We start from the raw sequence: 26930 nt of genomic DNA, 5'->3' as shown, positions 1-26930 counted from the left end.
GCCCTCCGGGTGGCCGGCCACGGGAAGCGGCCGTCCGGTGGCCGGGGGAGGAGTGGCCCGACGCCCGGCCACGCGTCGCGCTCCGGCGGGCAGCCGTGCCGCCAGTCTCGGCCAGTACGCGGCCCATGCTCCGGCGATGCCCTGGGGCGCGTAGGCGATGAGAACGAGCAGCGCGACGGCGTAGATCAGCAGCCGCCACTCCGCCAGCTCGTCAAGCAGTTCGGGGACCACGAAGAACGCCAGCGTGCCGATGAACGGACCGCTCAGCCGTCCGGCGCCGCCGATGATGACGACGAGCAGGAAGAAGAGCGAGAACTCGATCGGGAAGTCGTCGGGGGTGACCAGGCCTCGGGTCGTCGCCAGCAGCGCACCGCCGAGACCGGCGAGCGCGGCGCTGAGACAGAAGGCGAACATCTTGAGGCGGACGGGCGAGGCCCCCACGGTCCGTACGGCGTCGGGTGCGTCGCGCACCCCGATGAGCGCGCGCCCGGTCCTGGACCGCAGAACGTTCGTGATCAGTACGGTGGTCAGCGCGACCAGGCCGAGCACCAGCCAGTACAGCTGCTCCTCGGTGAGCGCGGTGCCGTTCCACTCCGGCAGCGGGATGCCGAGGATGCCGGCGAATCCGCCGGTGAGGCCCTGGAGTTCGGTCAGCAGGCTGTTGACCACCATCGCGAAGGCGAGGGTGATCAGCGCCAGGTGCCAGGAGGACAGCCGCAGCGCGGGCAGCGCCATCAGCCCGCCCACCCCGCTGGCCACCGCCGTGGCCAGTGGGGCGGCGGCCCAGAACGGCCAGCCGTGGTCGACGGTGAGCACGGCCGCCGTATAGGCGCCGACGGCCACCAGGGCGCCGTGGCCGAGCGACACCTGGCCGGTGTAGCCGAACAGGACGTTGAGGCCCATGGCGATGAGCGTGTAGATGCCCACGACGGTGGCGACATGGAGGATGTACGTGTCCCCGCCCGCGAGCAGCGGCAGCGACGCGGCCAGGGCGAGCGAGGCGGCGAGGGCGAGGGCTCGCAGCGCGCGTGAGGCACGGTCAGACACGGCGCGCCACCCCGCTCCCGCGCAGCCCCTCCGGGCGGATCATCAGGATGGCCAGGGTGGCGGCGAACAGCACCGTGGTCTGCAGCCCCGGCGAGACGAAGGTGGCGCCGGCCGCCTCGATGACCCCGACGGTCCAGCCTCCGAGCAGCGCTCCGCGAAAGTCGCCGATCCCGCCGATCACCGCGGCGAAGAAGCCCTTGACGAGCAGCCCGAAGCCCATCGTCACCGAGGCGAGCGTGAGCGGCGCCGCCAGCACCCCGGTCAGCCCGGCCAGCGCCCCGCCGAGCAGGAAGGACAGGCGGCCGAGCCGTCCGGGGTCGATGCCGCGCAGCCGGGCGGCGTCCCGGTCGGCCGCCGCGGCCCGGATGGCGCAGCCCGTGCGGGTGCGGGAGTGCGCTTCGAGCGCGACGACCACGCACAACGCGACGAGTACAACGGCCAGTTGGTAGCTGTTGAACCGCACTCCGGCCACGGTGAGGGTGTCCAGCGACAGCGGGGCGGGCGGGTCGATGCCGCGGGGTTCGTCGGTCCACAGCCTGCCGACGAGCTGGTTGAGGACGAGTGAGAAGGCGAGCGTGGTGATCACCCAGCCGACGCCGCGGTCCCCGCGCCGCAGCACGGGCGCCACGGCCACCCGTTCCTCGACGAGCGCCACGGCCGCGACGGCCGTCGCGGCGCACGCGGCGGCGACCGGCCAGGGCAGCGCGGCGGTCGCGGTGAGCGCCGCCATCGTCATCGCGCCCAGCATGACCAGGTCGCCCTGCGCGAAGTTGAGGACACGGGTCGGCCGGTAGAGCACCGTGAGTCCCACGGCGACCAATGCGTACAGGCTGCCGAAGACCAGTCCTGGCACCAGGACGTCGTTGATCATGCCGGGCCGCCCGGCGCCAGCTCGCGGAAGATGCCGCCCAGCGACTGCTTCTCCTTGGCGGAGCGCAGGCTGGCGACGACCAGGGCGCCGTCGTCGATACCGGTGTGCCGCTCGGCGGTGAAGGAGATCCTTCCCCGGGCGCCCTGGTAGTCCGACACCTTGTCGAAGGCGGCCTTGAGCTTGTCCGGGGCGAGGGTCTTCTCCCGCTCGACGACTTCGGACAGCAGCATCAGGAAGTCGTAGTACGGCGAGGTGGCCGCGGTGAACTCCAGTCCCCTGGCGGTCGGTTCGGACAGGACCTTGATCGCGTAATCCCGCGCGCGGCCCTTGGGCGGTGAACCGCCCTTCGGATAGCTGAAGGCGGCGTACGTGGTCGTGTAGAACCGCTCCATCAGCTCCACGGGGACGGTGTCGTACGCGTCGATGTAGCTGAGTTCGTGGGAGACCGTCAGCGGGGCGAAGTCGTTTGCCGTCATGGCCTTCAGCGTGAGGACCGAGGTCTGGGGCTGGCCGCTGAACAGCCCGACTCCCTGGGCGCCGTCGCGGTCCAGTCTCTTGACGAACGGGGCCATGTCGAGTGCGCCCTGGGTGAAGACCTGGACGGAGGCCGGCTTCGTCCGGTAGCGGTCCATGAGCACGGCGGTGAAGGCCCTGCGGATGGAATCGCCGTACTCGGAGTTCTCCACCAGCAGTCCGATCTCACGGACCCCGCGCGTCTCGAAGAGGTAGCGCGCCACGGCCGCCGCCTGCTGCCGGGTGTTGAAGACCAGCTGGTAGTGGAAGGGGAAGCGATTCCCCTCGCCGAGGGTGTCGGCCACGCCCCAGGCGGACTGGAGCACCGACTCGCGACCCAGCACACTGGCCGATGCCACGGCCTGGGAGCTTCCGGTGGGACCGAGCGCGAACTGCGGGTTCTTGCGCAACAGGCGCCGGGCCACTGTCGGTTGGGTGCCGGGCTTTCCCTCGTCGTCCTCCTCAAGGAGTGTGACCGACTCACCCAGCAGCCCGCCCGCCTTGTTGATCTCCCTGACGGCCAGCCGGGCCGCCGCGTAGGCCGGTTTGTACGCCGACGCAAGAGCGCCGGTCTTCGGTTGTATCCAGCCGAGCCGGCCCTGCTCGGATGCGTCACCGGTGCCGGAGCCGCTGCAGGCGGCCAGCGCGGGAGCCGCCCCCAGCCCCACTCCGACGGCCAGGCCGAGCCGGCCGGTGCTGCGCAACACGTCACGACGTGACAGTTCCATGGCGGTCCCTCATCTGGTCAGTACGACATGTGTGTATGGGGGTTGTGAAACGGGGCCTGTGTATGTGGGTGTCTGCATGCGGTCCGTGGATGTGGATCTGTGTCTGCCGCCTGTCCGCGGCGGGCCGTTTCCCGGGCCTCGCCCCTTCCTCCCGCAGGAAGGGGCGAGGCAGGGGAGAGCGGTCGTTCACCCCTTGCGGGTCAGCACGTGGGCTGAAGTCCCGGATCCGCCGGGCCTGGTCGCTCCAGCGCGTTCACCGCCCACTGGAGCGGTACAGCGGTGAAGGCGAGCTCGAGATGGTTGATGGTGCTGTCCGGGCACTTGTCCTGCACCGTGACGTTGGTGACTTGGCTGGTATCTCCCTTCAGCTCGGAACTGGTGTACGGGAGGATGTATTCGTCGAGAGTGGTGCTGATGGTGGTGTAGCTGACCCCTTTCTCCACCTCACGCCCCTCGTTGAGGCGGGTGACCAACGCCGATCCGTCGTTGAACTGCAGGCACGACGGGCAGATCGCGTTCGAGACCCACTCAGGGAGCTGCTCGAAGACGGAGTGGAACTCGGTTCCGTGGTTGGGCGGTCCGAGTGCGACGAAGTCGTCGACCCGTGCGGCTCCGCCCTCGAAGCGCAGGTACTGCCTCGGCATCAGCCCGCCGGCGCTGTGTCCCAGCAGGTCGGCCTTCCGGGCACCTGTGACACCCAGTACGCGGTCGACGTAGCGTTTGAGCTCCTTCGCCGACTCCTCGATCGAGGCCATCCCAGGCAGGGGATACTTGCCGTCAGCGGTGCCCCAGGTGGGTGCGAAGACGCAGAATCCCGCTTCGTGCAGCGCCTTCGCGACATACGGCCAGTTGACGTCCGGTGTCGCGAACAGACCGTGGACCAGCACCACCGGCTCGGGGTGCTGCCTGCTCGGCCGGCAGCTCCAGTTGTTGGCTCCGGGGAGCGGCGGGTCGGCGAGCTTGCCGGCCAGGGTTCCCGTGCCCTGGCTCTGTGGCTTCGAGTGGCCGGACGGCGCGGTGACCAGGACCGTCGCGGTGATCGCGGTGAGGCACGCCAGCAGGGCGATCACTCTGACCCGACCGATACGTGAAACGAGATCGACAGACAAGTGCGGCTCCTTCTGCCTGGCCGGGCAGTCAATACCCGGCGAACTGCGGAGGTGTGCGTTCGCGGAGTGCCGGGTGGCCCTCCGACGTATCGGTGGTCGCGGCGCCGTGCGGCGCGCGGTGGGGAACGTCCGTCATACGGGTTCCTCGGCCCCCTCTGTCGTGGGCTCTGTCGTGGGCTCCGTCGCGGGATCCTCGAGCACCGTCAGCTCGAGCCACGAGGGGTGTTCGAGGCTGTGGTGGAGGGTCTGTTCGGCGATCACCGGGACGCTCTCCTCCCCGATGGGGCCGCCGGTGTTGAGGTTCCGGTCGAACTGGGGGAAGTTGCTGCTGGACACGTGGACCCGCAGCCGGTGCCCGGGGGCGAACCGCCAGGCGGTGTGCCCCAGATCGAGGAAGAGCTCATGGACGACACCCGGCTCCAGCGGCCGCTCCCGGTGCACGCCCTCGCGGTACCGGGCCCGCATGATGCCGTCGGCGACGAGGAGCGCACGCCCGTCGGGCAGGACGTCGATGAGCTTGCCGGTGAAATCGGTGTCCGGTGCGCTGCTCTGGGCGGACAGGACCAGTTCGACGGGGCCCGCCAGCTCGACGGCCTCGCGCAGCGGATCCGAGGTGTACACCAGGACGTCGGGGCGCTGTTCGAGGTGGTTCTGCGCCAGCGGCCCCGGCACGAGATCACCGAGGTTGAGCACCCGCCCGCCGTGGGTCGGCACGGGGTCGGCGGGGTCGTAGCGATAGTGCGCGGCCGGCTCGCTCTGCAGCGGCGGCGGGCCCAGGGTGCCGCCGTGCCGCAGATACCACCGCCGGGCCACGGCCTCGGGCGGCGGCCAGCTCGGCGCCGTCCGCCACTGCTGCGCACCCATCAGGAAGTACTCGACCCGTGGCAGGTCCTCGGCCGCGTCCCGCAGATAGCGGTCGAAGAACGCCAGGTGCTTCTCGGCGAGTCCGCCGAAGCGCGCGGCCGACGTGAGGCCGAAGTTCACCTCGCCCTGTACCGAGAGCAGTGATCCGAGGTGTGCCCAGCACCCCATGATCAGGTGATGGTGGTCCGAGAGGGGCAGCATGTCCTGGTGGAGGCCGATGGTGGCGGAGCTGTAGATGTCGTACCAGCCGCTCACCGACAACGTCGGAATCCGCACCCGTTCGATCCGGGCGTCCGGAACCTCGGCCGTGCCCGAGAGCACCTCGCGCAGCAGCGGGGGGAACTCCTCGACATCGAGGATGTCCGTCAGCGGCAGGAGTTCCATCGCGCGCCGAGGCCGGGTCGCGTACTCGATGATCGCCTCGACCGTCTTGCGCGGCGGCGGATCACCGGCCGCGACGCGGCGCCGCAGCCAGTCCGGCGCCATCAGCACGACGGCCCAGCTGATCAGTTGGTCCAGACGCAGCGCCCCGCCGGTGGCCCGGGTGTCGTAGTCGCCGACCGTGCACATGGCCGGGGCGATGGCGCGCAGATGCGGGGGCTGCCGCATGGCGCCGACCCACTGGACGATGCCCAGGTAGGACGGCCCGACCATGCCGACGGCGCCGTCGCACCAGGGCTGGGCCGCGACCCACTCCACGGTGTCGTAGGTGTCCAGCGACTCCTGGCGCCACATGACCGGCTGCCATTCGCCCTCGGAGGCGAACCGGCCGCGGGTGTCCTGGATGACGACCGTGTAGCCAGCCTCCACCGCCGTGGCGGCGGGCAGCACGTCCAGGGCGGCCATCCGGCGCTTGTCGTACGGCGCGCGGTAGAGCAGCGCGGGCGTCGGACCGTCGCCGGCGGGGTGCCAGACGTCGGCGCGCAGGACGACACCGTCCCGCATGGGGGTCGGCACATCGCGCTCGATGCTCTCGGTGCGGACCTCGCCGTGCGGTGTTCCGGGCAGGCTCATGAGCGTCGGCTCCTTCCCAGGGACGCGCGCTTGACCTCGATGCCGGCGGCCTGCCGGTCCCAGGTCCCGGCCACCACGCCCTCCGCGCGCAGCAGGTGCTTGCGCACCTTCGAGGTGGGGGTCTTCGGCAGCTCGTCCAGGACCCGCACATACCGCGGCACCATGAAGTGGGCCATCCGCGGGATCAGGTACTCGATGACGTGGGCGGGGTCGACGGAGTGGCCCGGCACGGGCGCGATGACCAGCAGGACCTCGTCCTCGCCGTGCTCGCTCGCGACGGCCACGGCGGCCGCCTCCCGCACCGCGGGGTGGGTCATGGTCTCGGCCTCGACCTCGAAGGACGAGATGTTCTCGCCCCTGCGGCGGATCGCGTCCTTCATCCGGTCGACGAAGAAGACCCGGCCCTCGTGGTCCTGCCGCACCGCGTCGCCGGTGTGGAACCAGCCGTTGCGCCAGGAGTCGGCGGTCGCCTCGGGCATCGCGTGATAGCCGTGGGACAGCGACCAGGGCCGGTCGGCCCGCAGGATCAACTCGCCGGTCTCACCGGGCGCCACCTGCCGGTCGTACGGGTCGACCACCCGGATCTCGATTCCGGGGCGCGGGCTTCCGCACAGCCCGCTCTCCTTAGGAGCACGCTCCGAGACGAGGGGGACGGACGTCTCGGTCATGTTGTACAAGGTGTGGACGTCGATGCCGAAGCGGTCGGCGAGCGTCGCGCTGTCGTCGCCCAGCGGGAGCAGCCAGACCCACCTCAGCGGATGGTCGGTGTCGGCCGCGGACGGGAGACGCTTGAGCAGGAAGGCCGCCATGACGCCGAGCAGGGTGCAGCAGGTGATCCGGTGCCGGCGTACGACGTCCCAGAACGCGTCGGTGGCGAAGGAGTCGACCACCGCGACCGAGCCCCCGAGCAGCAGCATCGCGTACACCCCGATCGTCCCTCCCGCGTGGAAGAGCGGGAGCTGGACGAGATAGCGGTCCTCTTCGCCGACCCGGCCGGCGAAGGCGGCGACGGCCGCGGAGTAGTGGTGGACGTACGAACACAGCACACCCTTGGAGGGCCCGGTCGTCCCCGAGGTGTAGATGATTCCGAACGTGTCCCACGGCTGGGCCGCGGCGGGCTCGAACTCGCCCGGTGGGGCGTGGAGTTGGTCCGGGCCGATGACGGTGGGGCGCACGTCGCCCGGATCGATGCCCGCCAGGCGGGGGGCCAGCTCCGGGTGCGCGATGACCACCGAGGGCCTCGAGTTGGTCAGGACGTGCTCCAACACCCCGCCCCGGTAGGCGGTGTTGACGGGCGTGTGGACGGCTCCCGCGAGATTCGTGCCGAACCAGGCCAACAACGCGTCGGGGCCGTTGGGCAGCCACGAGATGACCCGGTCGCCCGGCCGCACCCCGCGCGCCGCGAGCGCGGCCGCGGCGCCCAGGGCGCGCTCGTAGGTCTCGCGGTATGTCCAGCGGCCGCCGTCCGCGAACACGGCGAACACCCGGTCGGGGTGCTCGGCCGCGCGGGCGGCGAGCAGCCCGACGACCGTGCAGGACGCGGCGTCCGGCACGCGTGGATCGTCCATGGCCAGGATCTGTGTCATGGCTGTTCCCTCCCGGTCATGACCGCACCCATCCGCCGTCCACGAACAGGCACTGGCCCGTGACATAGCTGGCCTCGGCGGACGCCAGCCAGATCACGGCCGCCGCGACCTCCTGGGGCGTACCGAACCGGCGGATCGGCTGGGTGCGTACGTGCTTCTCGCCGGCCCGGGTGAGGGCCTCGGCGTCGGCGATCATGGGCGTGTCGATGAATCCGGGACAGACGGCGTTGGCGCGCACCCCCTGGGGGCCCAGCTCGGCCGCCAGGGACCGGGTGAGCGTGGCGAGGCCGCCCTTGGAGACGTCGTAGGCCACCTGGCCGGAGATGCCGATCATCGCTACGGAGCACAGGTTGACCACCGCGCCGCCGCTCCGGGTCAGCAGGGGTGCCGCGCGCCGTGCCAGGAAGAACGGCGCGTCCAGGTTGACGGACAGCACCCGGCTCCAGATTCTCGGCGTGTGGTCCTCGATGGTGCCCCGGTAGCCGATGCCCGCGTTGTTCACCAGGACGTCGAGCCCGCCGAGGTGTTCCTCGACGCGGTCCACCACCGCGCTCGCCCGCTCCTGGTCCGCGATGTTCGCCGGTACGGCGAGCCCGCCGACCGAGGCCGCGACCCGCTCGGCGGCCTCCTCGTCGATATCGTTGACCGCGACCGTCGCGCCCTCCTCCGCGAGCCGGGTGGCGATCGCCGCGCCGATGCCCCTGCCCCCTCCGGTGACCAGTGCCGTACGTCCCTTGAACAGGCTGTTCATTCGTAGCTCCCCACGAGTCGGTCCAGACCTTGGAAGTGCCTCTCCTGCCTGCACGCCGCCGCGTAACTGACCGTGCGGCGCGCCGTGAGCGCCTCGCTGAGGCCGGTGTCCGTGGCCGGGGCCCGGACGGTCAGCAGCAGGGCGTCGCTGCCCGCGCCGCAGCCGTAGCCGAGCACCGCGATCCGGTCGCCGGGGGCGGCCAGTTCGAGTGCCCTGGCCAGCCCGAGCAGGGGCGCGGCCGCCCCCACGTCGCCGATGCCCTGCGCGACGACGCAGGGGGCGGCGCACTCCGCGGGCAGCCCGAGGCGCTTGGCGAGCCGGACGGGGGTGACCGCGTCGGGCTGCGGACCCGCGAGGAAGCGCGGTGGTCCGGGCATGGCGCCGAGCCGCTCCCAGGCCGTGGTGCAGTGCTCGATGAGCCCGACATCGGTGGCGGTCATCACGGCGCCGCCGGTGCGGATGTGCCGTTCGCCGTCGGTGCGGAAGCCGTCGTTGGTGTCGGACGTCGCCGAGCCGGTGGCGTCCACCGTGGCGAGCGCCGCGTCACGGGTGACGACGACCGCGACGGCCCCGGAGCCCGCGGTGTACTCCTGAGGATCGCCGGGCGCGACATGGGGCCCGAGCGTGTCCGTCCCCACGGCCAGTGCCGCGTCGGCGAATCCGGCCCCGACCCACGCCAGCGCGCACAGCAGCGCGGCCGTACCGGACTTGCCGGAGAACTGCACGTCGGCGGCGAAGACGGACCGCGGCAGGCCGGCCATGTCCGCCAGCAGCGCCGCGCCGGCCTTGGTGAGGTACGGGCAGGTCTGCGAGCCGAAGAACACCGCGCCGGGCGCCGGGCCTTCGGCGGCGCGCAAGGCGGTCCTCGTGGCCTCGGCGGCCAGCGTCACGGCGTCCGCGTCGGGGTCGCAGACGCTGCGGTGGGTCACGCCCCGGCGGCGTAGCACCTGCGGCGGCACGGTGCCCCACACCTCGTGGATCTCGGAGACCGCGAGCCGTCCGGCCGGGAGCGCGACACCGATCCCGGAAACGCCCACTGCGGCCCGGGAGTTGCCGATCCCGTTCGTTGCGCCCTTCGCCGCGCTCTTTGTCGCGCTCTTCATGGTGCCGCTCATCGCGCCCTCCGCGGCCGGAACTTGTAGCCGTACTGGTAGGGACCCGAGGCCTCGCGCCGCCACTTGCGGACGACCAGTTCGACCTCCGTCCCCTCGGTCACCGTGGTGGGCCCACCCTCGCCCCCGGCATCGGTACCTGTATCGACATCGACAAGTTCCGTGAGCACGCAGGGCCCGTCCTCCAGGGCGACGATCGCGAAGGGCCTGCTGTCGCGCCCGACGTGGCCGATCAGCGGGGTCCGGTCCTCCGCCGCACTCACCACCCGGCCGTAGGGCGCCAGCACGGTCTCGGTCAGCGACCTGGAGTGGCACTGGGGGCACACCCGCCGCTTGGGGAAGAAGGGCAACACGCAGTCCTCGCAGCGGTTGCCGACCAGTCGGTAGCGCCCGTCGCGTGAGCGCCATGCCTTGGCCGGGGTGGGGGTCGCGATCCGGTAGACGGGTTCAGTGGGAGACCACATGACGAGACGTCCGCTCCTCTTCGTCGGGGTTCACTGGGGACATGCGGGGTTCACCGGGGCCGGCGCAGCACGGCGACGGCGCTGGTGGCGTTGGAGCCACCCATGGACTGGCAGACCGCGATGTCCGGGTCCGGGACCTGGCGGTCTCCGCAGCGGCCCCGCAACTGCAGCGCGGACTCCACCGCGATGCTGACACCGGTGGCCCCGGTGGGATGGCCGAGGCCGATCCGGCCGCCGTCGGTGTTGGTGGGGCAGCGGCCGTCCAGCGCGGTCTCCCCGTCGGCGGCCGCCGCGGCCGCCTTGCCGGGTGGAAAAATCCCCAGCCCCTCCATGTGCAGAGGCCCCATCACACTGAAACAGTCGTGGACCTGGGCCAGGCCGATGTGATGCGGCTCGATGCCCGCCTGCGCGTAAGCCTTTTTGGCGGCCACCTCGGTGGGCACCGCTTCCGCGATGTCGGCGCCGGCGGAGGCGGGGTGGCCGAACTTGGCGGCGAGCACGTTGGGACCCGTGGCCTGCGCGATGCCCGCGATCTCCACCGGCTCGCAGTCCGCGGGGGCACCGCCCGCGCGCATCAGCACGACCGCCGAAGCTCCGTCGCAGGCCCGTCCGCAGGCGGCCCGGGTGATGGGTCGTGACACCATCGGGCTGTCCAGCACCTCGGCCACGGTGAGCGCCGCCCGCCCGTAGTCGATCGCGATCGGATTGCGCCGGGCATACCAGCGGTCCTGCACCACCCACTGGGCTATCGCCTCGTGCGTGGCGCCGTACTTGCGTACGTACCGGTCGTGCATCAGGGCCATGAGGTCCACGTAGTCGAACCCGGCCGGTGCCTCGTACTCGGCGTCGGGGAAGTGCAGCATCGAGTCGGCGGTCGACGCCGCGTCGGACTGCTTCTCCACCCCGATCACCAGCACGGCCCGCACGGCCCCCGAGGCAATGGCCGCCACGCCGTTCATCAGCGCCACGGTGCCGCCCGCGCAGGCCGCGCCGACCTGGCTGAACGCGGCCGGGGCCAAGCCGAGTTCATCGGCGGCGATGGCCCCGAGATTCTGCTGTTCGAAGGTCTCCGGCAGGGAGACCGAGACAAAGCCTCCGCTCACTTCTCCGGGGCTGACTCCGGCGTCGTGGAGTGCCGCGTACGCGGATTCGACCACCAGGTCCTTCCAGTCCCGCGAGGGGAAGAAGCCGTGTCGGGTGACACCTGCACCGGCGATGACAACTCCCGTTCCATTCATGAAAGCAGCCTATCTGACTTGGGTAAATGAATGTTCATTAACATCGAGGCTAATGGACGGGCTGTCAAGACATCGCGCACGGGCCTTCTTTGGAACGCGCTTTCTCCGGAGCGGCCCCGGACGCGTCGGCGGTACCCGCGGTCCCGGAGTGCCGGATCGAGGAGTACCCGCGGCGCCTGTCCCGCCCGGCCCCGAGGAGATGTGCTGTTGAGGAGCTCGTAGAGGCAACTCACCAGTGAGCCCTCACCGTTGACAGGGAGGTCCCATGTCGCGCAGCGACCGCGTGGCCGGCACGACGTTCGAGGATGTGGTCATCACCGGCCTGGGCTTCGTTCTGCCAGGCGCCGCCACCCCCGAAGACGTCTGGCGGCAACTGAGCGAAGGCGAGTCCCAGCTGAGCGCGTTACCACCGGTGATCTCGGGAAGTACGGGGATCCACGGCGGCGGCCGGCTGCGGGACTTCGACCACGCGCCCTATCTGCCCGACCTGCCGGACAACTTCGTCAAGCGGTACAGCCGGGAGATCCTCGTCGTCCTGTCGGCGGTGCAGAACGCCGCCCGCGACGCCGCGCTCGCGGGGAACGGCGCACTCGACCCGCTGCGCACCGGGGTCGTCGCCTCGTCCTCGAGGGGGCCGGTCGAGTGGTGGTCCCAGACGGCCTCGGGCGTGCTCTTGGACCCCGCTCGTCCTCCGGCCTCCCCGGCCCAGGCGGTGTTCGCTTCGCTCGCGGGAACCCCGGCGTCCCTCAGTGCGGTCCGGCTCGGCGCCCAGGGGCTGGTCTCCACCGTCAGCAACGCGTGCGTGGGCGGGCACCAGGCGCTGGGCATCGCCGCGGGGGAGATCCAGCGCGGCGCCGCCGACGTCATGTTCGTCGTCGGACACGAACTGCCGCTGGTCCCTGAGGTGTTGCAGGTCTACTCGGCGTCCGGCACGAGCGTGCTGTCCCGGGACACCGACCCCAAGCGGGCCGTCAAGCCGTACGACATCCGCCGGGACGGCTTCGCGCTGGGCGAGGGCGCCGTGGTCGCCGTACTGGAGCGCAGGTCGCACGCCGAGGCCCGCCGCGCCCAGGTCTACGCGGCACTGCGCTCCGTCCACAGCGTCAGCGAGGCGGCGCACGCCACCCGGATGGATCTCACGGGGCGGAGCACGGCTCAGCTGATGGCCGAGACCCTCGACGCCGTCGGCGCCGCGGCGGGGGAACTCGACTACATCTGCGGCCACGGCACCGCGACCCGCTACAACGACCTGGCCGAGAGCCGGGCCCTCAACCACCTCTACGGCCCGCGCCGCGGTGACTGGGCGCCGCTGGGCTCCATCAAGCCTGTCTACGGCCATCTGCTGGGCGCCGCAGGCCTGTTGAACTGCGCGGCGCTCGCCCTGACGCTCAAACGGCAGTGCCTGGTCCCGACGATCAACTGCGAGACCGTGGAACCGGAGTGCGACCACGACCATGTCGCCGAGGGCGCGCGTCCCGCTCAGCCGCGCCTGGTGATGTCCCTGGCCTTCGCCATCGGCAGCCAGAGCTCCGCGCTGGTCCTGGAGGCCGCCGAATGACGGCTGTGAGCCGCCCCGAGATCCTCGCGGGCCCCGACGAGCTGTGCCGGCGCCACCTGACCCCGGGAATGCGGGTGCACATCGCCTCCACCATGTCCCGCCCGAACGCACTCGTGCTGGCCCTCGCCCGGGTCTTCGGCGGCGTCGGCCGGTTCGAGATCAGCGTGAACGCCCTGCACGCCGGGGTGCACGCGCTGACCATGGCCGACGTGGTCGAGCGGGCCGTCATCGGCTTCGCGGGCGACACCATTCCCACCTCCCGGCCCAACCGGCTGTACGCCCGGCTGTCCGAGGGCGAGCCGTTCCCGGTCGAGGAGTGGAGCCTGCTCTCCCTGCTGCAACGGCTGATGGCCGGGGCCACGGGAGTGCCGGCCGCCGTCAGCACCTCACTGCTCGGCTCCGATCTGCCGCAGGGACACCCGCCGCTCGCGACCGTGCCGTACGGAACCGGGAAGGACGGCGAGGCGGCCGTGCTGCTGCCCGCACTCCGCCCGGACATCACGCTGCTGCACGCGCACTGCGCGGACGACCGCGGAAACCTCTACCTCTCCGGGCCTGTCGGGGAGGGCTGGTGGGGTGCGCTGGCGGCCGGTCACGGAGTGCTCGCGACGGTGGAGACGAGGTGCTCCGAGCCGCCCGCCGACGCGGTCTGCCAGATCCCGGCCGGGCGGGTGCTCGCGCTGGCCGTGTGCCCGTACGGCGCCCATCCGCAGGGTCTGTCGCCGATGCGGAGCGCCGGAGTGGCGGGCTATCTGGACGACTACCCCTTTCTGGCCGACCTCGCGGACGCCTGCGCGGACCCGGAGCGCACCGACGCGTGGTTCCGCCGCTGGGTGACCGGAGCGGGCGGCCACGACGGATATCTGGCCCGGCTGGGGGAGCCGCGGCTGGCCCGACTCGCCCTCGGGCACCGGTCGTTCGAGAGCGCGGGCGGGCCGCGGCCGGTGGACGGGACGCGACGGACCTCCACGGCGGAACCGGCCGGGCCACCGAGCGACCGCGAGCACCATCTGGTGCTGGCGGCCCGCACCATCGCCCGCACCATCCGCAGCCAGGGCCACGGCACGGTGCTCGCGGGCATCGGCGCGGCGCATGTGGCCAGTTGGCTGGCCGCGCGCATGCTGCGCGACGAGGGCATCGAGCCGCAGGTGGTCAACGAACTGGGCATGGTCGACTTCGCACCGCGGGGCGGCGACAGCTTCCTCTTCTCGCAGCGGCACGTGCTCGACTGCCGTCAGTACGCCGGGACGTGGGAGGTGCTGGGCGGGCTCGTCGCGGGCGGCGGCGCCCGCACGCTCGGCGTGCTCTCGGCCGCTCAGATCGACCAGCAGGGGCGTATCAACACCAGCCGCACCGCGGGCGGCGGCTTCCTGGTGGGCTCGGGCGGCGCCAACGACGTGGCCAGCCATGTGGAGACGATCGTGATCGCTCCCGCGTCGCCGCGCCGCTACCCCGACGAGGTCGGCTTCGTCACCAGCCCCGGCCGTCATGTCAGCCGCGTGGTCGCCGAGTTCGGCTCCTTCGAGCGAGTGAAGGGCACCGAACCCTTCACGCTCACCAGCTGGGCGCCACCGCCGACGCTGGGCCGGGCGGCGAGCCCCGCCGCGACCGTGCTGGCCCGCACCGGCTGGCAGGCGAAGATCGCCGACCCGCTGCTGCGGGAGGACCCTCCGACCGACCAGGAACTGGCCATGCTGCGCTCCATCGACCCCGAAGGGATCTACCGGTGACGCTCTTCACCCCGCCCGTACTGCTCGCCGGGACCGGCCACGACTTCCCCGGGGAGCCGGTCCGCAACGACTACTTCACCAGCCGGCCCGAGCTGGACGTCGACGACGCCTGGATCATGCGCCACACCGGAGTCGCCGCCCGGCACTACGCCCCCGAGGGCGAGCGCCATGTGGACATGGCGGAGCGCGCGGCACGCCAGGCGCTCGCCGACGCCGGCCTGGAGCCCGGTGACGTCGACGTCATCCTGGGCACCAGCGCCACCGCACGCCCCCGCGTCAACCCCACCAGCCCCGGCAACAACTACATGGACGTCGCCCTCCCCGTGCAGCGCCGTCTCGGGGCACGGCAGGCGATGTGCATGGACGTGACCGGTGTGGCCTGCGCGGGCTTCCTGCACGCCTCCGCGGTGGCACGCGGACTGATCGGCACGGCGGGACACCGCACCGTCCTCATCGTCTGCGCCGAGAACCCGAAGCCCATCCTCAACCTCTCCTACCGCAACTCCGTGCTGTTCGGCGGCGGCGCGGCCGCCGGCGTGTGGCGCTCCGGCACGGACGGCGAGAACGGCATGCACGCCGTGACGCTGCACTCCGACGCCACGCACTACGACGCGTTCGACATCGACGAGCACGACACCATGGTGATGAAGGGCAAGATCGTCGGCGAACTCGCGCCCGGGGTGCTGGCGGACGCGACCCGGCGCGCCCTGCGGCAGGCCGACGTGGGCCTCGACGACATCGACTGGATCATCCCGCACCAGGGCAACATCAACCTCATCCACGACGTGCAGGACGCGCTCGAAATCCGCGACGACAAGCGCGTACTGCTCAACATCGAGCGCAGGGGCAACACTTCGAGCGTCAGCGTGCCCGGCTGCCTCTCCGAGTACGTGCACGACGGCACCATCACGCCGGGCGACCGCATCCTGACCATGGCCATCGGCCGGGGATTCAGCTGGGGCGCGATGGTCTTCAGCTACGGGCGGCCGCGCGGGCCGGAGCGGCGATGACGAACTCCGAGAGCCGTATCGGACAGGCGCTGGTCATCGGCGGCAGCCGGGGCCTCGGCGCGGCCATCGCCTCCGCCCTCGCCGCCGACGGCCGGCCGACCACCGTCGCGGCACGCGACGCCGGGCAGTTGGAGCGCTGCCGCAAGCAGGCCGCCGAGCGCGGGGTCGAGCTGTCGACCGCGCAGGTCGACACGGTCTCCCCGGAGAGCGTTGGCCGGCTCTTCGCGGAGCTGGCGCACCGGGGCGAGCTGGACGTGTGCGTCATGGCCGCGGGCCGCAACCTCTCACGGCCGCTGCTGCGGCCGCCCCGGGAGCCGGGCGGCGCATGGACGGCGCACGGTGTCGAGGAGTGGCGGGAGACCGTCGAACTCAACCTGACCGGCACCTTCCTGGCGGGCCGCGAGGCCGCACTGACCATGGCCAGGTCCGGCACCAGGGGTGTACTCGTTCCCATCGTGAGCTGCACCTGGCCGGGGTCCTGGGGGCAGTCGGCGTACGCGGCGGCCAAGGCCGGCGTCGTGTCGCTGACCCGCAGCTGGGCCCTGGAACTGGGGGAGTTGGGGATCCGGGTCGTGGCCGTCGCACCCGGCGTGGTGGACGGCGCCGCGCTGCGCGAGAAGTGCGAACGCCTGCCGGCTCACGCGCGGTACATGGAACGGCTGAGACAGCAGGTGCCGCTGCGCCGGTTCGCCGCCGAGCACGAGATCGCCGACGCGGTGGTGCACGCGGTGGCCAACCAGTATCTGACCGGCACGGTCCTGGAGGTCGCGGGAGGCGGCTTCCCGGCGCGCATTCCCTAGGCCGGCCAAGCCGCGCACTCCCCAGGCCCAGCCAAGTACCGAAGGTCCCCTATCGGCGCGAGAGCAGGTACTCGGCGGCCGATGTGGAGCCCGGGGCTGGCTGCCTAGCGTGGTCCACGAACCCGCGTCCCCGTGCCGGACCTTCTCTTCGCGTCCCACGCCCTTGTGGATCTTCGTGCCCCGTCCCTTGTGGAGGTTTCCCTTGTCGAGCGGCTTCGTCGTCGACCGAGATGTCGAGATCCCGATGCGCGACCACACCCTGCTGCGCGCCGACGTCTGGCGCGTCCCGGGCGAACCCCGCCCCGCGATCCTCTACCGCACGCCGTACGACAAGTCGGCGCTGAGGATGGACCCGTTGAACCCGGACCGCTGCGTACGCGCCGGATACGCGGCGGTGGTGCAGGACACCCGGGGCCGGTTCGCCTCGGACGGCGAGTGGGACACCGGAATCTGGCAGACCGAGGGACTCGACACCTACGACACCGTCGAATGGATCGCGGCCCAGGACTGGTGTGACGGCGGCGTCGGCATGAGCGGTGTCTCGTACGCGGGGATCGTGCAGTGGCTCGGGGCGATGCTCCGGCCCCCGCACCTGAAGGCGATCGCCCCCGCCATGACCACCTCGGCCGCGCACGACCCGCCGGCCACGGGCGGCGCGCTGCGTCTTTCGCACCTCGCCGGCTGGCTGGCCTTCATGTCCGTGGACTGGCTGCGGCGGGAGTCGGAGCAGGGCCGGCGGCGCGGACTGTCCGCCGTCCTGCGGTACTTCAAGTCCCCCCTCGCACAGCTGCGGCAACTCCCGCTGCGGCGCGTCCTGGAGGTGCCGGACAGCCCGCTGTCCCTGACCCGGATGGTGGAGAAGGGCACCGCCTACGGGCCGCGGATCCGCACCGAGGACATCGGCGTCCCCACACTGTCGCTCACCGGCTGGTTCGACATCTACCACGCGCCGAGCATCGCGCTCTTCGGCGAGCTGGCCCGGCGCGAACCTGACCGGCATCAGCTCCTCGTCGGGCCCTGGGGCCACTCGGGGGCGCTCCCGCAGTACCAGGGCGAGCTGAACTTCGGGCTGGCCGCCGCCGGGGAGTACGGGGCGACCCCCGATCAGGTGCTGGCCTTCTTCGACGCCTACCTCAAGGACGACGGCCACCTGAAGGACGACGGCCACCTCAGGGACGTACGGACCGCAGGTCAACCGCCCGAGCCCGTGCGGTACTTCATGATGGGCGCCAACGAATGGCGGACCGCGCCGACCTGGCCGCCCGCCGACTCCGCGGCCTGCCTCTGGTATCTGCGCGAGCGCGGCAGGCTGGCGATGGACCCGCCGCAGGACGACGAACCCGCCGACGCCTACGTCTACGATCCGCACGACCCGTCGCCCACCCACGGCGGCCGCGTGCTCAACCTCGGCGAACTGGTCGGCGGTCCGCTCGATCAGCGGCACCTGGAGGAGCGCGACGACACCCTGGTCTACACCGGGCCCGTCCTCGACGACCCGGTGGAGGTGGCCGGGCACGTCACCGCCTCGCTGTCGTTCGCGAGCAGTGCCCTGGACACGGACGTGGTCGTCAAGCTCACCGACGTCTTCCCGGACGGCCGCTCGATCCTGGTCTGCGACGGCGCCCTGCGCACCCGCTACCGCGAGGGCTTCGACAGCGAGAAGCCGCTGACCCCGACGGTGCCCGAAACCTGCCCCGTCGATCTGGGGCACACCGCCTGGCGGTTCGAGCCCGGCCACCGGATACGCCTGCTGGTCACCAGCAGCAACTTCCCGCACCTCGACCGCAATCTGAACACCGGCCGCCCCACGGGCCAGGAAGCCACCGGAATCCTCGCGCGGCAGTCCGTCCACCACGACGCCACACGGCCCTCGCTGCTGCGGCTGCCCGTGCTCGCCACCCGGACCACGTGAGGGACGGCCGATGTCGACCGTCCCCGCCCGCCAGGACTGCGTCCTCACCGAGCAGCTCGCCGCCCGCGCCGCCCGCCACCCCGAGCGCCTCTTCGCGGTGTTCGAGGAGGGCGAGCCATGGACGTACGCCGATGCCTGGCGACTGGCCCGCTCGACGGGCGCGGCGCTGCAGGCCCACGGGGTGACCCGCGGCGAACCGGTGGTGAGCTGGCTGCCCAACGGCCCGGACCAGCTGCGGACCTGGTTCGGCACCATCGCCGCCGGAGGCGTCTGGGCACCCCTCAACACGGCCTACCGCGGACGGATGCTGGAGCGCGCCGTCGTGGGACTGGGCGCGCGGACGCTGGTGACCTGCCAGGACCTCGTCGGCCACCTGGCCGGCCTCCGACTGGACCCGGCCCTTCGCATCCTGGTGATCGACGACACCGAACCGCTACGCGCCGACCCCGGCCAACTGACCTCTCTCACCGAGCCGTTGGAACCCTGGGACACCCACGCGATCATCCATACCTCGGGCACCAGCGGCCGCTCGAAGGGCGTGCTGTGCAGCTACGCCCATCTCCACACCAGCGCCACGGCCTCCTTCGGCGACTGGCTGACCCTCTACGACCGTTACCTGGTCAACCTGCCGCTCTTCCACGGCGGTGGGGTGCTCGGCGTCCTGGGGATGCTCGGGCTCGGCGGATCGGTCGCGGTGGTCTCGCACTTCCGCACGGAGGCGTTCTGGGAGGAGACACGCCGGCTCCAGGTGACCGCGTGCACCCTCCTCGGCGTCATGGCGACCTTCCTGACCGGGCAGCCGCCGACCCCCGAGGACACCCGGCATCCGCTGCGCACCGCCTATGTCATCCCCCTGACCGAGTCGGCCTTCACCTTCGCCGACCGCTTCGCGGTCGAGGTCCGCACGCTGTTCAACATGACCGAGACGTCCTGCCCGGTCATGTCGGGCCCCTCGGCGGACGCCCCCAGGAGCTGCGGCAAGCCCCGCCCCGGCATCGAGGCGCGGATCGTCGACCGGTACGACCGTGAAGTCCCCCGCGGCAGCACGGGGGAGCTGGTGCTCCGCTCGGCCGCGCCCTGGGCGTTCAGCCACGGTTACCACGGCATGCCGGAGGCGACCGCGGACGCCTGGCGCAACGGCTGGTTCCACACCGGAGACGCCTTCCGCCAGGACACCGACGGTCAGCTCTACTTCGTGGACCGGCTCAAGGACGCCATCCGCAGACGCGGCGAGAACATCTCCTCCTTCGAGGTCGAGGAGGAGCTACGGGCCCACCCCGCGGTCCGTGACGCGGCGGCCGTCGGCGTCCCGGGCGAACACGGCGAGCAGGAAGTGCTGGCCGTGGTCTGTCCCGTGCCCGGTGAACGCCTCGACCCCGCCGGGCTGTTGGAGTTCCTGCGGCCCCGGATGGCCCACTTCATGCTGCCCCGCTACATCCGGGCGGTGCCCGAGCTGCCGATGACCCCCACCAGCAAGGTGCGCAAGGAGGCGCTGCGCCAGGAGGGCGTCACGGCCGACACCTGGGACCGGCAGGCGGCCGGAATCAGTATCCGTCGCGACCCCGTCGCGATCCGTCGAGAGGACAACGAGAACACACATGACTGAGACAGCAGCCACCACCGTCAGGGGCCCGGGCGGCATCTGGGCCGGCTCCGGTATCCGCGTCACGGGTGTCGGGCACTACTTCCCCGAGCACGTCGTGCACAACACCCCGGAGATCGTCGGGGCCGAGGACCGGTTCAACGCCATCGACCAGGCCGTCATCGGCCGGCTGAACGTCAAGTCCCGGCATGTCGCGAACGAGCAGGAGACGGTCGGGTACATGGCCGTCCGCGCGGCCGAGGACGCTTTACGCGCCGCCGGGCGCTCCTCGCGCGACATCGACCTGGTGATCGTGACGAACTGGACGGACCGTCAGTTCATCCCCGAGTACGGGCCGACCGTGGCCTTCGAACTCGGCGCCCGCCGGGCCCTCGGCTTCGACCTGTGCGGGGCCTGCGCCGGCTTCGTGCACGGCGTGCAGTCGGCCGCCGCGATGCTGTCCTCGCCCGGCCCCTGGCGGTGCGCCGTGGTCGTCAGCTCCGAACAGCTCTCCCGGGGCACCCGGCCCGGCAGCAAGGGCGAGCTGGTCGCCGGTGACGCGGCGGGCGCCGTGGTACTGGAGCGCGCGGACGACGACGACAGGGCGGCGGACGATCCCCGGCTGATCGACTCCGTGCTGTTCAGCGACGGCGAGGACTCCCGCATCATCCACGCCCGCAGGCCGCACGGCTGGCTCACCAGCACGGCGGAGCTCATCGAGCGCGCCGTCGAGGGCAATCTGCGAGCCATCGAACTCCTCCTGGAGCGCAACGGACTGGAGATCGAGGACATCGACTGGGTCCTCATGCACCCGGGCACGGACCCCCTCCACCAGGCGGTGCAGGAGAAGGCCGGCATCGACCCCGACCGGTTCGTGGTGACGATGGAGACGCGCGGCAACACCTCCAGCGCGTCGATCCCGATCGCGCTGTCCGAGCTGCTGGCCTCCGGTCGCACCCGCCCGGGCCAGCTGTATCTCACTCCCGCGATCGGCTCCGGTTTCTACGAGGGCGGGCTGCTCTTCCGCCTGTGAGCACCCGGAAACGCCTGGATACGTCCAGATACGCCCAAAACGCGCCCAGATGCGCGGAGACGAGTCCGTATCCCGTGTGTTCCCCGACAGAGAGCGAGTGACGACGTGGTGAGTGTGGCGGCCGGCTGGCGCGACGTGCTGGTGACCGGCATGGGTTTCTGCCTCCCCGGGCCCGACCGGACGGTCTGCAGGACCGGCGGCGACCTGTGGCGGACGGTGTCGAGCGGAGGGTCCCACCTGGACAACGACGGGCTGTTCTACGGCCTGGTGCACCTGGACGACGAGGCGTTCGATCGGGCGGTGCCGGATCTCGACATGCGGTTTCGCGACTATTACAACCGCGTCCACCGCTACGGCCTTGTGGCCCTGGTCGAGGCATGCGAGGACGCCGGTCTCGACTGGCACGGCACCGAGCTGGCCGACGCCGCCGTCCTCACCGGGCGGGCGGGTATGGACACGGCGCTGGAGACGTACATGGAGGGCGTCACGGGCGACTCCTCCGGGATGAGCCCGGCCGAGGCCCGTTCCCTCCTCATGCGGATCCTGCTCTCGGTGACCGCGACGGACGTGGCCTCGGTCCAGGCCGCGCTGCTGCGCAGCGGAGGCCCGACCTTCTCGCTGTCCTGCGGCTGCGCCTCGACCAACGCGCTGCTCGGCGTCGCGGCGAACCAGATCGCCGACGGCGAGGTGGACATCGCTGTGGTGACCGGCGTCGACGCCTACAGCCTCGACCACATCGAGCACTTCGAGGAACTGCGCGTCACCTCGGAGCGCACCGGCAGGACCTCCTCCTACCAGGCCCCGACCACCCGGCTGCGCTACGACCGCCCGATGCGCCCGTACGACGAACGTGCCGACGGCTTCAACCTCGGTGAGGGCGCGGCCACTCTGATCCTCGAGAGCAGGGAGCACGCGGAGCGGCGCGGCCGCCGGTCCTACGGCCGGATCCTGGGGCAGTCCATCAGGCGCGGGGCCACCGGCAGCGCCCTCACCCCGGACGAGGACGGCGACGCACTGGTCCGCGCGGTGCACAGCGCTCTGCGGCCCAAGGACAGCCACGGCCGGATCGCCCCGTCCGCCGTCCCGGTCGTCAACGGCGGCGCCGAGGGCGACCCGCTCTTCCAGACCATGGAGTTCAGGGCACTGCGGTCCCTCTACGGAGCCGGAGCCCGAGCCGAAGGTACCGACGCCACGGGCCCGTTGATCACCAACCACGAGGCGTGCTTCGGACACAGCGGGGCGCCGCTGGGCAACATCGGCGTGGCGGCGACCCTGCTGATGATGCGCCACGGCCAGGTCTGCCCCGCCGCGAACTGTGAGAAGGTCGCCGAGGAAGCCCCGTACGCCGTCGTCACCGGCTACCCCTGGCCGCTCTCCTTCGACCTGGCGCTGAGCTTCAACTACCAGATGGGCGCCGCGGCGGCGTTGCTGCTGGCCGCGCCCGAGCCCCTCGCCGCGACTGCCGGAACCCCGGGAGGCGGCCGTGACGACTGACCCGCCGACCCGCGAACCGCTCACTCGCGACCCCCTGCCCCGCGACCCGCTGCCCCGCGACCCGCTGCCCGGCGAACCGCTGACGCATGAGCCGCTCACCCTCGCCGGAATCGGCGCCGTGCTTCCCGGTCCTGACGGTCCCTGCGTGGACACCCCGACCCTGTGGGAGATCGTCAGGACCGGGACCTCCTGCCTGACGCCCTTCGAGCACGAGGGGCTGCCGCTGCGCATCGCCGGCCAGGTCAGGGGCTGGGACCCGGTGACGGCGCTCGGGGTGTCCGAGCGCGTCGGCGGCAGGATGGCCCGGATCACCGCGCTGGCCACCGGGGCGGTGAAGAACGCGCTGGACGACGCGGGGCTGAAGCCCGAGGACCTCGACGACGGCCGCACGGTGCTGGTGGTCGCCTCGCTGCAGTTCGCCTTCCAGGAGGCGCGCCGCTACTTCACGATGTACGAGCACGGCGGTCAGGAAGCGCTCGGCATGGAGTACTGGCTCACCGGTACACCGGGCAGCGTGACCAGCGGCATCTGCTCGGTCCTCGGCATCAGCCCGCAGACCCTGACAGTGTCGGGCGCCTGCAACTGCTCGCTGCGGGCCCTGGAGGTCGCGGCCACCATGCTGCACGCGGGGACCGTCGACCGGGCGGTGGTCGTCGGAGCGGACGCGACCCTCGACCCCATCTGCGTCTCCAGCACGACCAACGAGAGCAAGCGGCGCGGCTTTCGCATCTCCACCCTCTCCGCGGACCCCGCGTCGGTGCGCCCGCACGACGAGGATCAGGACGGCAACGCACCGGGCGAGGGCGCGCTGGCCGTGGTGCTGGAGTCCGCCCGAGCCGCACGGGTCGGCAGTCCCGCGCCCCGTAAGGGGCGCGAGGAACTGCGCGACCAGCCCCCACCGGCCCGCGGGGTCGGTACCGTGCTTCCAGCGGAGCGCTTAGGGCTGTGGTTCCGCACCTCGCGCAGCAACGGCTCCAATCCGATGATCTCCGGCCCGCCGGACAACTTCTCCCGGGACGCCCACGCGCTGCTCACCGGCGCCGGGACCGGCATGCAGGAGCTGGCCTTCGTCAACAGCTTCGCCGACGGCTCCCGCCACGTCGAAGACCTCTTCTGCGAGGCACTGACCGGACTGCGCAAGCTGACGGACTACGACGGTCCGCTGCTGCTGACCAATCAGGAGGCCGCGTTCGGGCACGTCTTCGGCTTCGTCGGGCTCCTGAAGTTCGTCTCCTCCGTGCTGATGTTCCGCCACGGCACGGTCGCCCCCGTCGTCGGCTGCCGCACCCCGTACGCACGGCTCGACGCCACGCCAGTACGCGGCGCGGGCGCACCGCTCAAGGGCCGCCACGCGCTGGTGACCGTGGCGGGCGGCGGCGGAGACGCCACCTCACTGCTCATCGAGTATCCGGAGGCCTGACCCATGGCGCACACCACCGCACCGCCGCTGCGGATCCACGGTTCCACCGCACTCGTGCTGGGGCCGCGCGGCACGGCGCACGAGGTGATCCGCGAGGCGTTCGAGAGCGCCGGCCTGAAGCCGGTCGAGGACATCGGCGGCGGGGGAAGGAACAGGAGCGACCCCGTCCCGGACATCTGCTGCGTCCTGCTCACCGGCACCGCCGCGCTCGACAGTGCGACAGCGGCGCCACCGCTGCCCAGGCGGCGGATCGCCCAGCTGGCCGTCGCCATGGCGGAGCGCGGCTCGGGCCGGATGATCCTGGTCTTCGACGGAGGGGGCGGCGTCCACACGGGTGTCCCGCCCGAGGAGGTGGCCTCGCGGTCGGCCGACCTCGCCTGGTGGCGGCAACTCGCGGCCCGCCTGTCCGCGTACGGCGTGTTCGCCAACCAGATACAGGTCGGCATAGCGCCCTTCCTGTCGCACCGGATCAGCCCGGTACGGACCGCCGCCGTACTGCGCCATCTGCCGCTGCGCAGGGTCGCCCAGCCCGCGGACGTCGCCGCCGCCGTGCTGCATCTCGCCTCGGAGGGATGCGCCTACACGGTGGCCGAGACCCTCCCGGTCGACGGCGGCATGGGCCTGATGATGGTCCCGCCGCTACGGCCGCCCGGCTCCCGAGACCACGCGCAGACGCCCGTCGAACGCCGGGGCGGAGCCGAGCTGTTCGACCTGAGCGGCCGGCACTGCCTGGTGGTGGGCGCCAGCAGCGGGATGGGCAGGGAGACGGCGCTCGAGCTGGCCCGCCGGGGCGCCGATGTGACCGTACTGGCCCGGCGTGAGCGTGAACTCCTCGCGGTGGCTCACGAGATCACCTGTCTCGGACGGCGCGCCGAGGTCGTGCCCCAGGACGTCGCACGCCTCGATGAGCTGGAACCGGTCGTGGAGCGGCTGTGGGGGACGGCCCGCATCGACGCCCTGATCTACGCCACCGGACTGTTCGAGACCGAGGATCCCACGTGCCGACCCGGCCTGCGGGAACGGATGCTGGACATCAACTACCGCGGCTACGCTACCCTCACCGACGCGCTGGTGCGGCGCTGGGCCGAGGACCGGAAGGGCGGCTCGGTGGTCGGGCTCGGCTCGGCCGGAGCGGGCGCCGTACCGCATCTGGAGAGCTACGCGGCGAGCAAGGCGGCCATGACGCAGTACACGCGCAACGTGGCAGTCTCCGGCGGCCGCCACGGCATCCGTGCGAACTGCGTGCTCCCCGGCCTGGTGGCGACCCCGATGGTCGACACGTCGGTCGCGGACGACTTCCAGCAGGCGTGGCTGGCCCGCATCCCGGCGGGCCGGGCGGGCACACCGGGCGATGTGGCGCCGCTGGCCGCGTACTTGACGGGGGACAGCGCCGCCTATGTGACGGGCGCGCTGCTGCACGCCGACGGCGGTCTGGCGCTGGGCGGACTGCCGCCGCTGGCCCGGAGGGAGCTGCGATGAGCGCCGTCGACGGTGTCGCGCTGGTGACCGGAGCCTCGTCGGGCATCGGCGCGGCGGTGGCCGGGGCGCTGGCCGACAGCGGGGCGCATGTCGTCCTGGTCGCACGGCGGATCGCGCCCCTGGCACGGGTCGCGGACGAGGTGGCGGAGCGCGGCGGGCGGGCGAGCGTGCTCGTCGCGGACCTGGCCGCCGAGGGGGAGCCGCAGCGAGTGGTCGCCCAGACGGTGGAGCTGTTCGGGCCGCCGGTGGTGCTGGTGAACTGCGCGGGCGCGGTACGCCTCGGACAGGTGCACGAACTGCCGCCCAGACACTGGGAGTTGATGATCCGCCTCAACCTCACCGTGCCCTACCTGCTGATCCACGAGGTGCTGCCGTACATGCGCAAGAGCGGTGGCGGCACGATCGTGAACATCGGCTCGTCCATCACCCAGGAGACGCTCAGCCACACCGCCGGCTACGCCGCGGGCAAGCACGGGCTCAACATACTCACCGAGCTGGTGGCGCTGGAGAACCGGGACCACGGCATCCGCGCGGTGGCGGTCTGCCCCGGCTGGGTGCGCACCGAACTGTCCGCGTCGCCCGACGAGTTGGGCGCGAGCCCGGAGGAACTGCTCACCCCGGACGATGTCGCCGAGGCGGTGGCGTGGGCGGTGAGCCGGCCGCCCCGGGTGAGCGTGGGGCCGGTGATCCACCTCGCGCCGACCAGCGGCCGCGCAGGCACGCGCGCGTCGATCACCCGGCTCACCGCCAGGGAGGACCGTTAGATGACCGTGGGTCCGCTGACCGGGCTGCGGGTGCTCGACCTGGCGCTCCCCGAGGGGATGTCGCTGTGCGGGACGCTGCTGGCGGGGCTGGGCGCCGAGGTCGTACGGGTCGGCCGGTCCTCGGACGCCGACACCGTGCTCGGGCTGGCCTCGGACGCCGATGTCCTGGTGGAGAACTGCCCTCCCGGGACGGCCGAACGGTTCGGAGTCGGTCCCGAGCCGTGTCTGGCCCGTAACCCCCGGCTCGTCTACGGCCGGCTGACGATGGACGGCGGGCAGGGGGAGCTGACGGCCGCGCTGCACCTGACCGTGGGGGTGCTGGCCGCGCTGGCCCACGTCGCGCGCACGGGACGGGGCCGGACCGTGGACGGCACCCTCGTCGGCTGCCCGTACTACAGCGTCTACTGGACGGCCGACGGGTGCCAGATGGCCGTCGGAGCCGTGGAGCCCGACTGCTACCGGGAATTCGTCAGGCTGTTGGGCGTCTGGGAGATGGTGCCCGGTCACCGGGAACCGTCCGTCTGGGCCGAGTTGCGCCGGCTCTTCGCCGGCACCTTCCGCACGCGCACGCAGCGGGAGTGGTGCGAGGTGTTCGACGGCACTCGGGCGCGGGTCAGCCCGCTGCCGCCGCGGCGTTCCTGACCGCTGCGGAGAACGGGCGAGCACACCGAAATCCACGCGTTCGGACCGGAGCGGTTCTCCAAGTTCCCCACTGGAGAACCGCTCCGCCGGTCTTTTCGCGGCGGCCGTCCGCGACCTTCACCGGGACAGCACCGGCTCGCTGTGGAAGAGTTCTCTGCGATTCCGGATGCCGACCTTGTGCAGAATATTGCTGACATGATTCTTGACGG

The 26930-nt window shown here is 71.9% G+C and carries 22 protein-coding genes; 12 read left to right on the top strand and 10 right to left on the bottom strand.

Annotated elements, in window-relative coordinates; translation table 11 throughout:
- The 10 genes from GAS53_RS49750 to GAS53_RS49705 all read right to left on the bottom strand — a co-directional run.
- Positions 1-1047, bottom strand: a 1047-nt coding sequence (locus tag GAS53_RS49750; protein ID WP_151484416.1) for a branched-chain amino acid ABC transporter permease, incomplete at its 3' end; no start/stop codon positions are given.
- On the bottom strand, positions 1040-1918 hold the full coding sequence (locus GAS53_RS49745; protein WP_151484415.1) for a branched-chain amino acid ABC transporter permease: 879 nt from the start codon (positions 1916-1918) through the stop codon (positions 1040-1042). The genes GAS53_RS49745 and GAS53_RS49750, both read right to left, overlap by 8 nt.
- Positions 1915-3159, bottom strand: coding sequence for an ABC transporter substrate-binding protein (locus GAS53_RS49740; RefSeq protein WP_151484414.1), 1245 nt, complete (start codon positions 3157-3159; stop codon positions 1915-1917). Before GAS53_RS49740 ends, GAS53_RS49745 begins: the two co-directional genes overlap by 4 nt.
- Before the next feature lie 200 nt (positions 3160-3359).
- Positions 3360-4268, bottom strand: a complete 909-nt coding sequence (locus GAS53_RS49735; protein ID WP_192583645.1) for an esterase/lipase family protein — start codon at positions 4266-4268, stop codon at positions 3360-3362.
- A gap of 132 nt (positions 4269-4400) precedes the next feature.
- The gene (locus GAS53_RS49730; protein ID WP_151484412.1) at positions 4401-6146 is read right to left on the bottom strand and encodes a CocE/NonD family hydrolase; all 1746 of its coding nucleotides are present in this window, start codon (positions 6144-6146) and stop codon (positions 4401-4403) included.
- Positions 6143-7732, bottom strand: coding sequence for an AMP-binding protein (locus GAS53_RS49725; protein WP_151484411.1), 1590 nt, complete (start codon positions 7730-7732; stop codon positions 6143-6145). Before GAS53_RS49725 ends, GAS53_RS49730 begins: the two co-directional genes overlap by 4 nt.
- Positions 7733-7748: 16 nt before the next feature.
- Positions 7749-8483: an SDR family NAD(P)-dependent oxidoreductase gene (locus GAS53_RS49720; protein WP_151484410.1), complete on the bottom strand. Its 735-nt coding sequence runs from the start codon at positions 8481-8483 to the stop codon at positions 7749-7751.
- Complete coding sequence (locus GAS53_RS49715) at positions 8480-9586, bottom strand: hypothetical protein (RefSeq protein ID WP_225859607.1); 1107 nt, start codon at positions 9584-9586, stop codon at positions 8480-8482. Before GAS53_RS49715 ends, GAS53_RS49720 begins: the two co-directional genes overlap by 4 nt.
- Before the next feature lie 8 nt (positions 9587-9594).
- Entirely contained in the window at positions 9595-10059 is a 465-nt protein-coding gene (locus GAS53_RS49710; RefSeq protein WP_151484408.1) for a Zn-ribbon domain-containing OB-fold protein, read from the bottom strand.
- 50 nt (positions 10060-10109) lie between these two features.
- A complete protein-coding gene (locus tag GAS53_RS49705; RefSeq protein WP_151484407.1) occupies positions 10110-11297 on the bottom strand; it encodes a thiolase family protein in 1188 nt (395 codons plus the stop codon).
- 265 nt (positions 11298-11562) lie between these two features.
- Here GAS53_RS49705 and GAS53_RS49700 point away from each other — a divergent pair, with 265 nt between their 5' ends.
- The 12 genes from GAS53_RS49700 (at position 11563) to GAS53_RS49645 (ending at position 26721) form a co-directional block, all read left to right on the top strand.
- Positions 11563-12855: a beta-ketoacyl-[acyl-carrier-protein] synthase family protein gene (locus tag GAS53_RS49700; protein ID WP_151484406.1), complete on the top strand. Its 1293-nt coding sequence runs from the start codon at positions 11563-11565 to the stop codon at positions 12853-12855.
- On the top strand, positions 12852-14585 hold the full coding sequence (locus GAS53_RS49695) for a CoA-transferase (RefSeq protein WP_151484405.1): 1734 nt from the start codon (positions 12852-12854) through the stop codon (positions 14583-14585). Before GAS53_RS49700 ends, GAS53_RS49695 begins: the two co-directional genes overlap by 4 nt.
- Positions 14582-15595, top strand: coding sequence for a 3-oxoacyl-ACP synthase III family protein (locus tag GAS53_RS49690; protein ID WP_151484418.1), 1014 nt, complete (start codon positions 14582-14584; stop codon positions 15593-15595). Before GAS53_RS49695 ends, GAS53_RS49690 begins: the two co-directional genes overlap by 4 nt.
- Positions 15592-16395, top strand: a complete 804-nt coding sequence (locus GAS53_RS49685; protein ID WP_151484404.1) for an SDR family NAD(P)-dependent oxidoreductase — start codon at positions 15592-15594, stop codon at positions 16393-16395. Before GAS53_RS49690 ends, GAS53_RS49685 begins: the two co-directional genes overlap by 4 nt.
- Before the next feature lie 202 nt (positions 16396-16597).
- Positions 16598-18307: a CocE/NonD family hydrolase gene (locus GAS53_RS49680; RefSeq protein ID WP_151484403.1), complete on the top strand. Its 1710-nt coding sequence runs from the start codon at positions 16598-16600 to the stop codon at positions 18305-18307.
- 10 nt (positions 18308-18317) lie between these two features.
- Positions 18318-19913, top strand: coding sequence for an AMP-binding protein (locus GAS53_RS49675; protein WP_151484402.1), 1596 nt, complete (start codon positions 18318-18320; stop codon positions 19911-19913).
- The gene (locus GAS53_RS49670; protein ID WP_151484401.1) at positions 19906-20922 is read left to right on the top strand and encodes a ketoacyl-ACP synthase III; all 1017 of its coding nucleotides are present in this window, start codon (positions 19906-19908) and stop codon (positions 20920-20922) included. Before GAS53_RS49675 ends, GAS53_RS49670 begins: the two co-directional genes overlap by 8 nt.
- Positions 20923-21027: 105 nt before the next feature.
- Positions 21028-22416 (top strand): beta-ketoacyl synthase N-terminal-like domain-containing protein, encoded by a 1389-nt coding sequence (locus GAS53_RS49665; protein ID WP_151484400.1) that lies wholly within the window; start codon positions 21028-21030, stop codon positions 22414-22416.
- Positions 22406-23836 carry a beta-ketoacyl synthase N-terminal-like domain-containing protein gene (locus tag GAS53_RS49660; protein WP_225859606.1) on the top strand — a complete coding sequence of 477 codons (1431 nt, stop codon included), beginning with the start codon at positions 22406-22408 and terminating at the stop codon, positions 23834-23836. Before GAS53_RS49665 ends, GAS53_RS49660 begins: the two co-directional genes overlap by 11 nt.
- Before the next feature lie 3 nt (positions 23837-23839).
- The gene (locus tag GAS53_RS49655; protein ID WP_151484399.1) at positions 23840-25315 is read left to right on the top strand and encodes an SDR family oxidoreductase; all 1476 of its coding nucleotides are present in this window, start codon (positions 23840-23842) and stop codon (positions 25313-25315) included.
- Positions 25312-26079, top strand: coding sequence for an SDR family oxidoreductase (locus tag GAS53_RS49650; RefSeq protein ID WP_151484398.1), 768 nt, complete (start codon positions 25312-25314; stop codon positions 26077-26079). The genes GAS53_RS49655 and GAS53_RS49650 overlap by 4 nt, the downstream gene beginning before the upstream one ends.
- Positions 26080-26721: a CoA transferase gene (locus GAS53_RS49645; RefSeq protein ID WP_151484397.1), complete on the top strand. Its 642-nt coding sequence runs from the start codon at positions 26080-26082 to the stop codon at positions 26719-26721.
- The last annotated feature ends 209 nt before the right edge of the window (positions 26722-26930 follow it).

It is taken from the genome of Streptomyces albicerus, assembly GCF_008905045.1.
Classification (GTDB): domain Bacteria; phylum Actinomycetota; class Actinomycetes; order Streptomycetales; family Streptomycetaceae; genus Streptomyces; species Streptomyces albicerus.
This window is presented reverse-complemented; position numbering and strand designations above follow the sequence as displayed.

What these genes read in the sequence shown, in the direction of transcription:
- GAS53_RS49745 (WP_151484415.1), bottom strand. Translation starts at nt 1,918, where the DNA reads ATGATCAACGACGTCCTGGTGCCAGGACTGGTCTTCGGCAGCCTGTAC.
- GAS53_RS49740 (WP_151484414.1), bottom strand. Translation starts at nt 3,159, where the DNA reads ATGGAACTGTCACGTCGTGACGTGTTGCGCAGCACCGGCCGGCTCGGC.
- GAS53_RS49730 (WP_151484412.1), bottom strand. Translation starts at nt 6,146, where the DNA reads ATGAGCCTGCCCGGAACACCGCACGGCGAGGTCCGCACCGAGAGCATC.
- GAS53_RS49725 (WP_151484411.1), bottom strand. Translation starts at nt 7,732, where the DNA reads ATGACACAGATCCTGGCCATGGACGATCCACGCGTGCCGGACGCCGCG.
- GAS53_RS49720 (WP_151484410.1), bottom strand. Translation starts at nt 8,483, where the DNA reads ATGAACAGCCTGTTCAAGGGACGTACGGCACTGGTCACCGGAGGGGGC.
- GAS53_RS49715 (WP_225859607.1), bottom strand. Translation starts at nt 9,586, where the DNA reads ATGAAGAGCGCGACAAAGAGCGCGGCGAAGGGCGCAACGAACGGGATC.
- GAS53_RS49710 (WP_151484408.1), bottom strand. Translation starts at nt 10,059, where the DNA reads ATGTGGTCTCCCACTGAACCCGTCTACCGGATCGCGACCCCCACCCCG.
- GAS53_RS49705 (WP_151484407.1), bottom strand. Translation starts at nt 11,297, where the DNA reads ATGAATGGAACGGGAGTTGTCATCGCCGGTGCAGGTGTCACCCGACAC.
- GAS53_RS49700 (WP_151484406.1), top strand. Translation starts at nt 11,563, where the DNA reads ATGTCGCGCAGCGACCGCGTGGCCGGCACGACGTTCGAGGATGTGGTC.
- GAS53_RS49695 (WP_151484405.1), top strand. Translation starts at nt 12,852, where the DNA reads ATGACGGCTGTGAGCCGCCCCGAGATCCTCGCGGGCCCCGACGAGCTG.
- GAS53_RS49685 (WP_151484404.1), top strand. Translation starts at nt 15,592, where the DNA reads ATGACGAACTCCGAGAGCCGTATCGGACAGGCGCTGGTCATCGGCGGC.
- GAS53_RS49675 (WP_151484402.1), top strand. Translation starts at nt 18,318, where the DNA reads ATGTCGACCGTCCCCGCCCGCCAGGACTGCGTCCTCACCGAGCAGCTC.
- GAS53_RS49670 (WP_151484401.1), top strand. Translation starts at nt 19,906, where the DNA reads ATGACTGAGACAGCAGCCACCACCGTCAGGGGCCCGGGCGGCATCTGG.
- GAS53_RS49655 (WP_151484399.1), top strand. Translation starts at nt 23,840, where the DNA reads ATGGCGCACACCACCGCACCGCCGCTGCGGATCCACGGTTCCACCGCA.
- GAS53_RS49650 (WP_151484398.1), top strand. Translation starts at nt 25,312, where the DNA reads ATGAGCGCCGTCGACGGTGTCGCGCTGGTGACCGGAGCCTCGTCGGGC.
- GAS53_RS49645 (WP_151484397.1), top strand. Translation starts at nt 26,080, where the DNA reads ATGACCGTGGGTCCGCTGACCGGGCTGCGGGTGCTCGACCTGGCGCTC.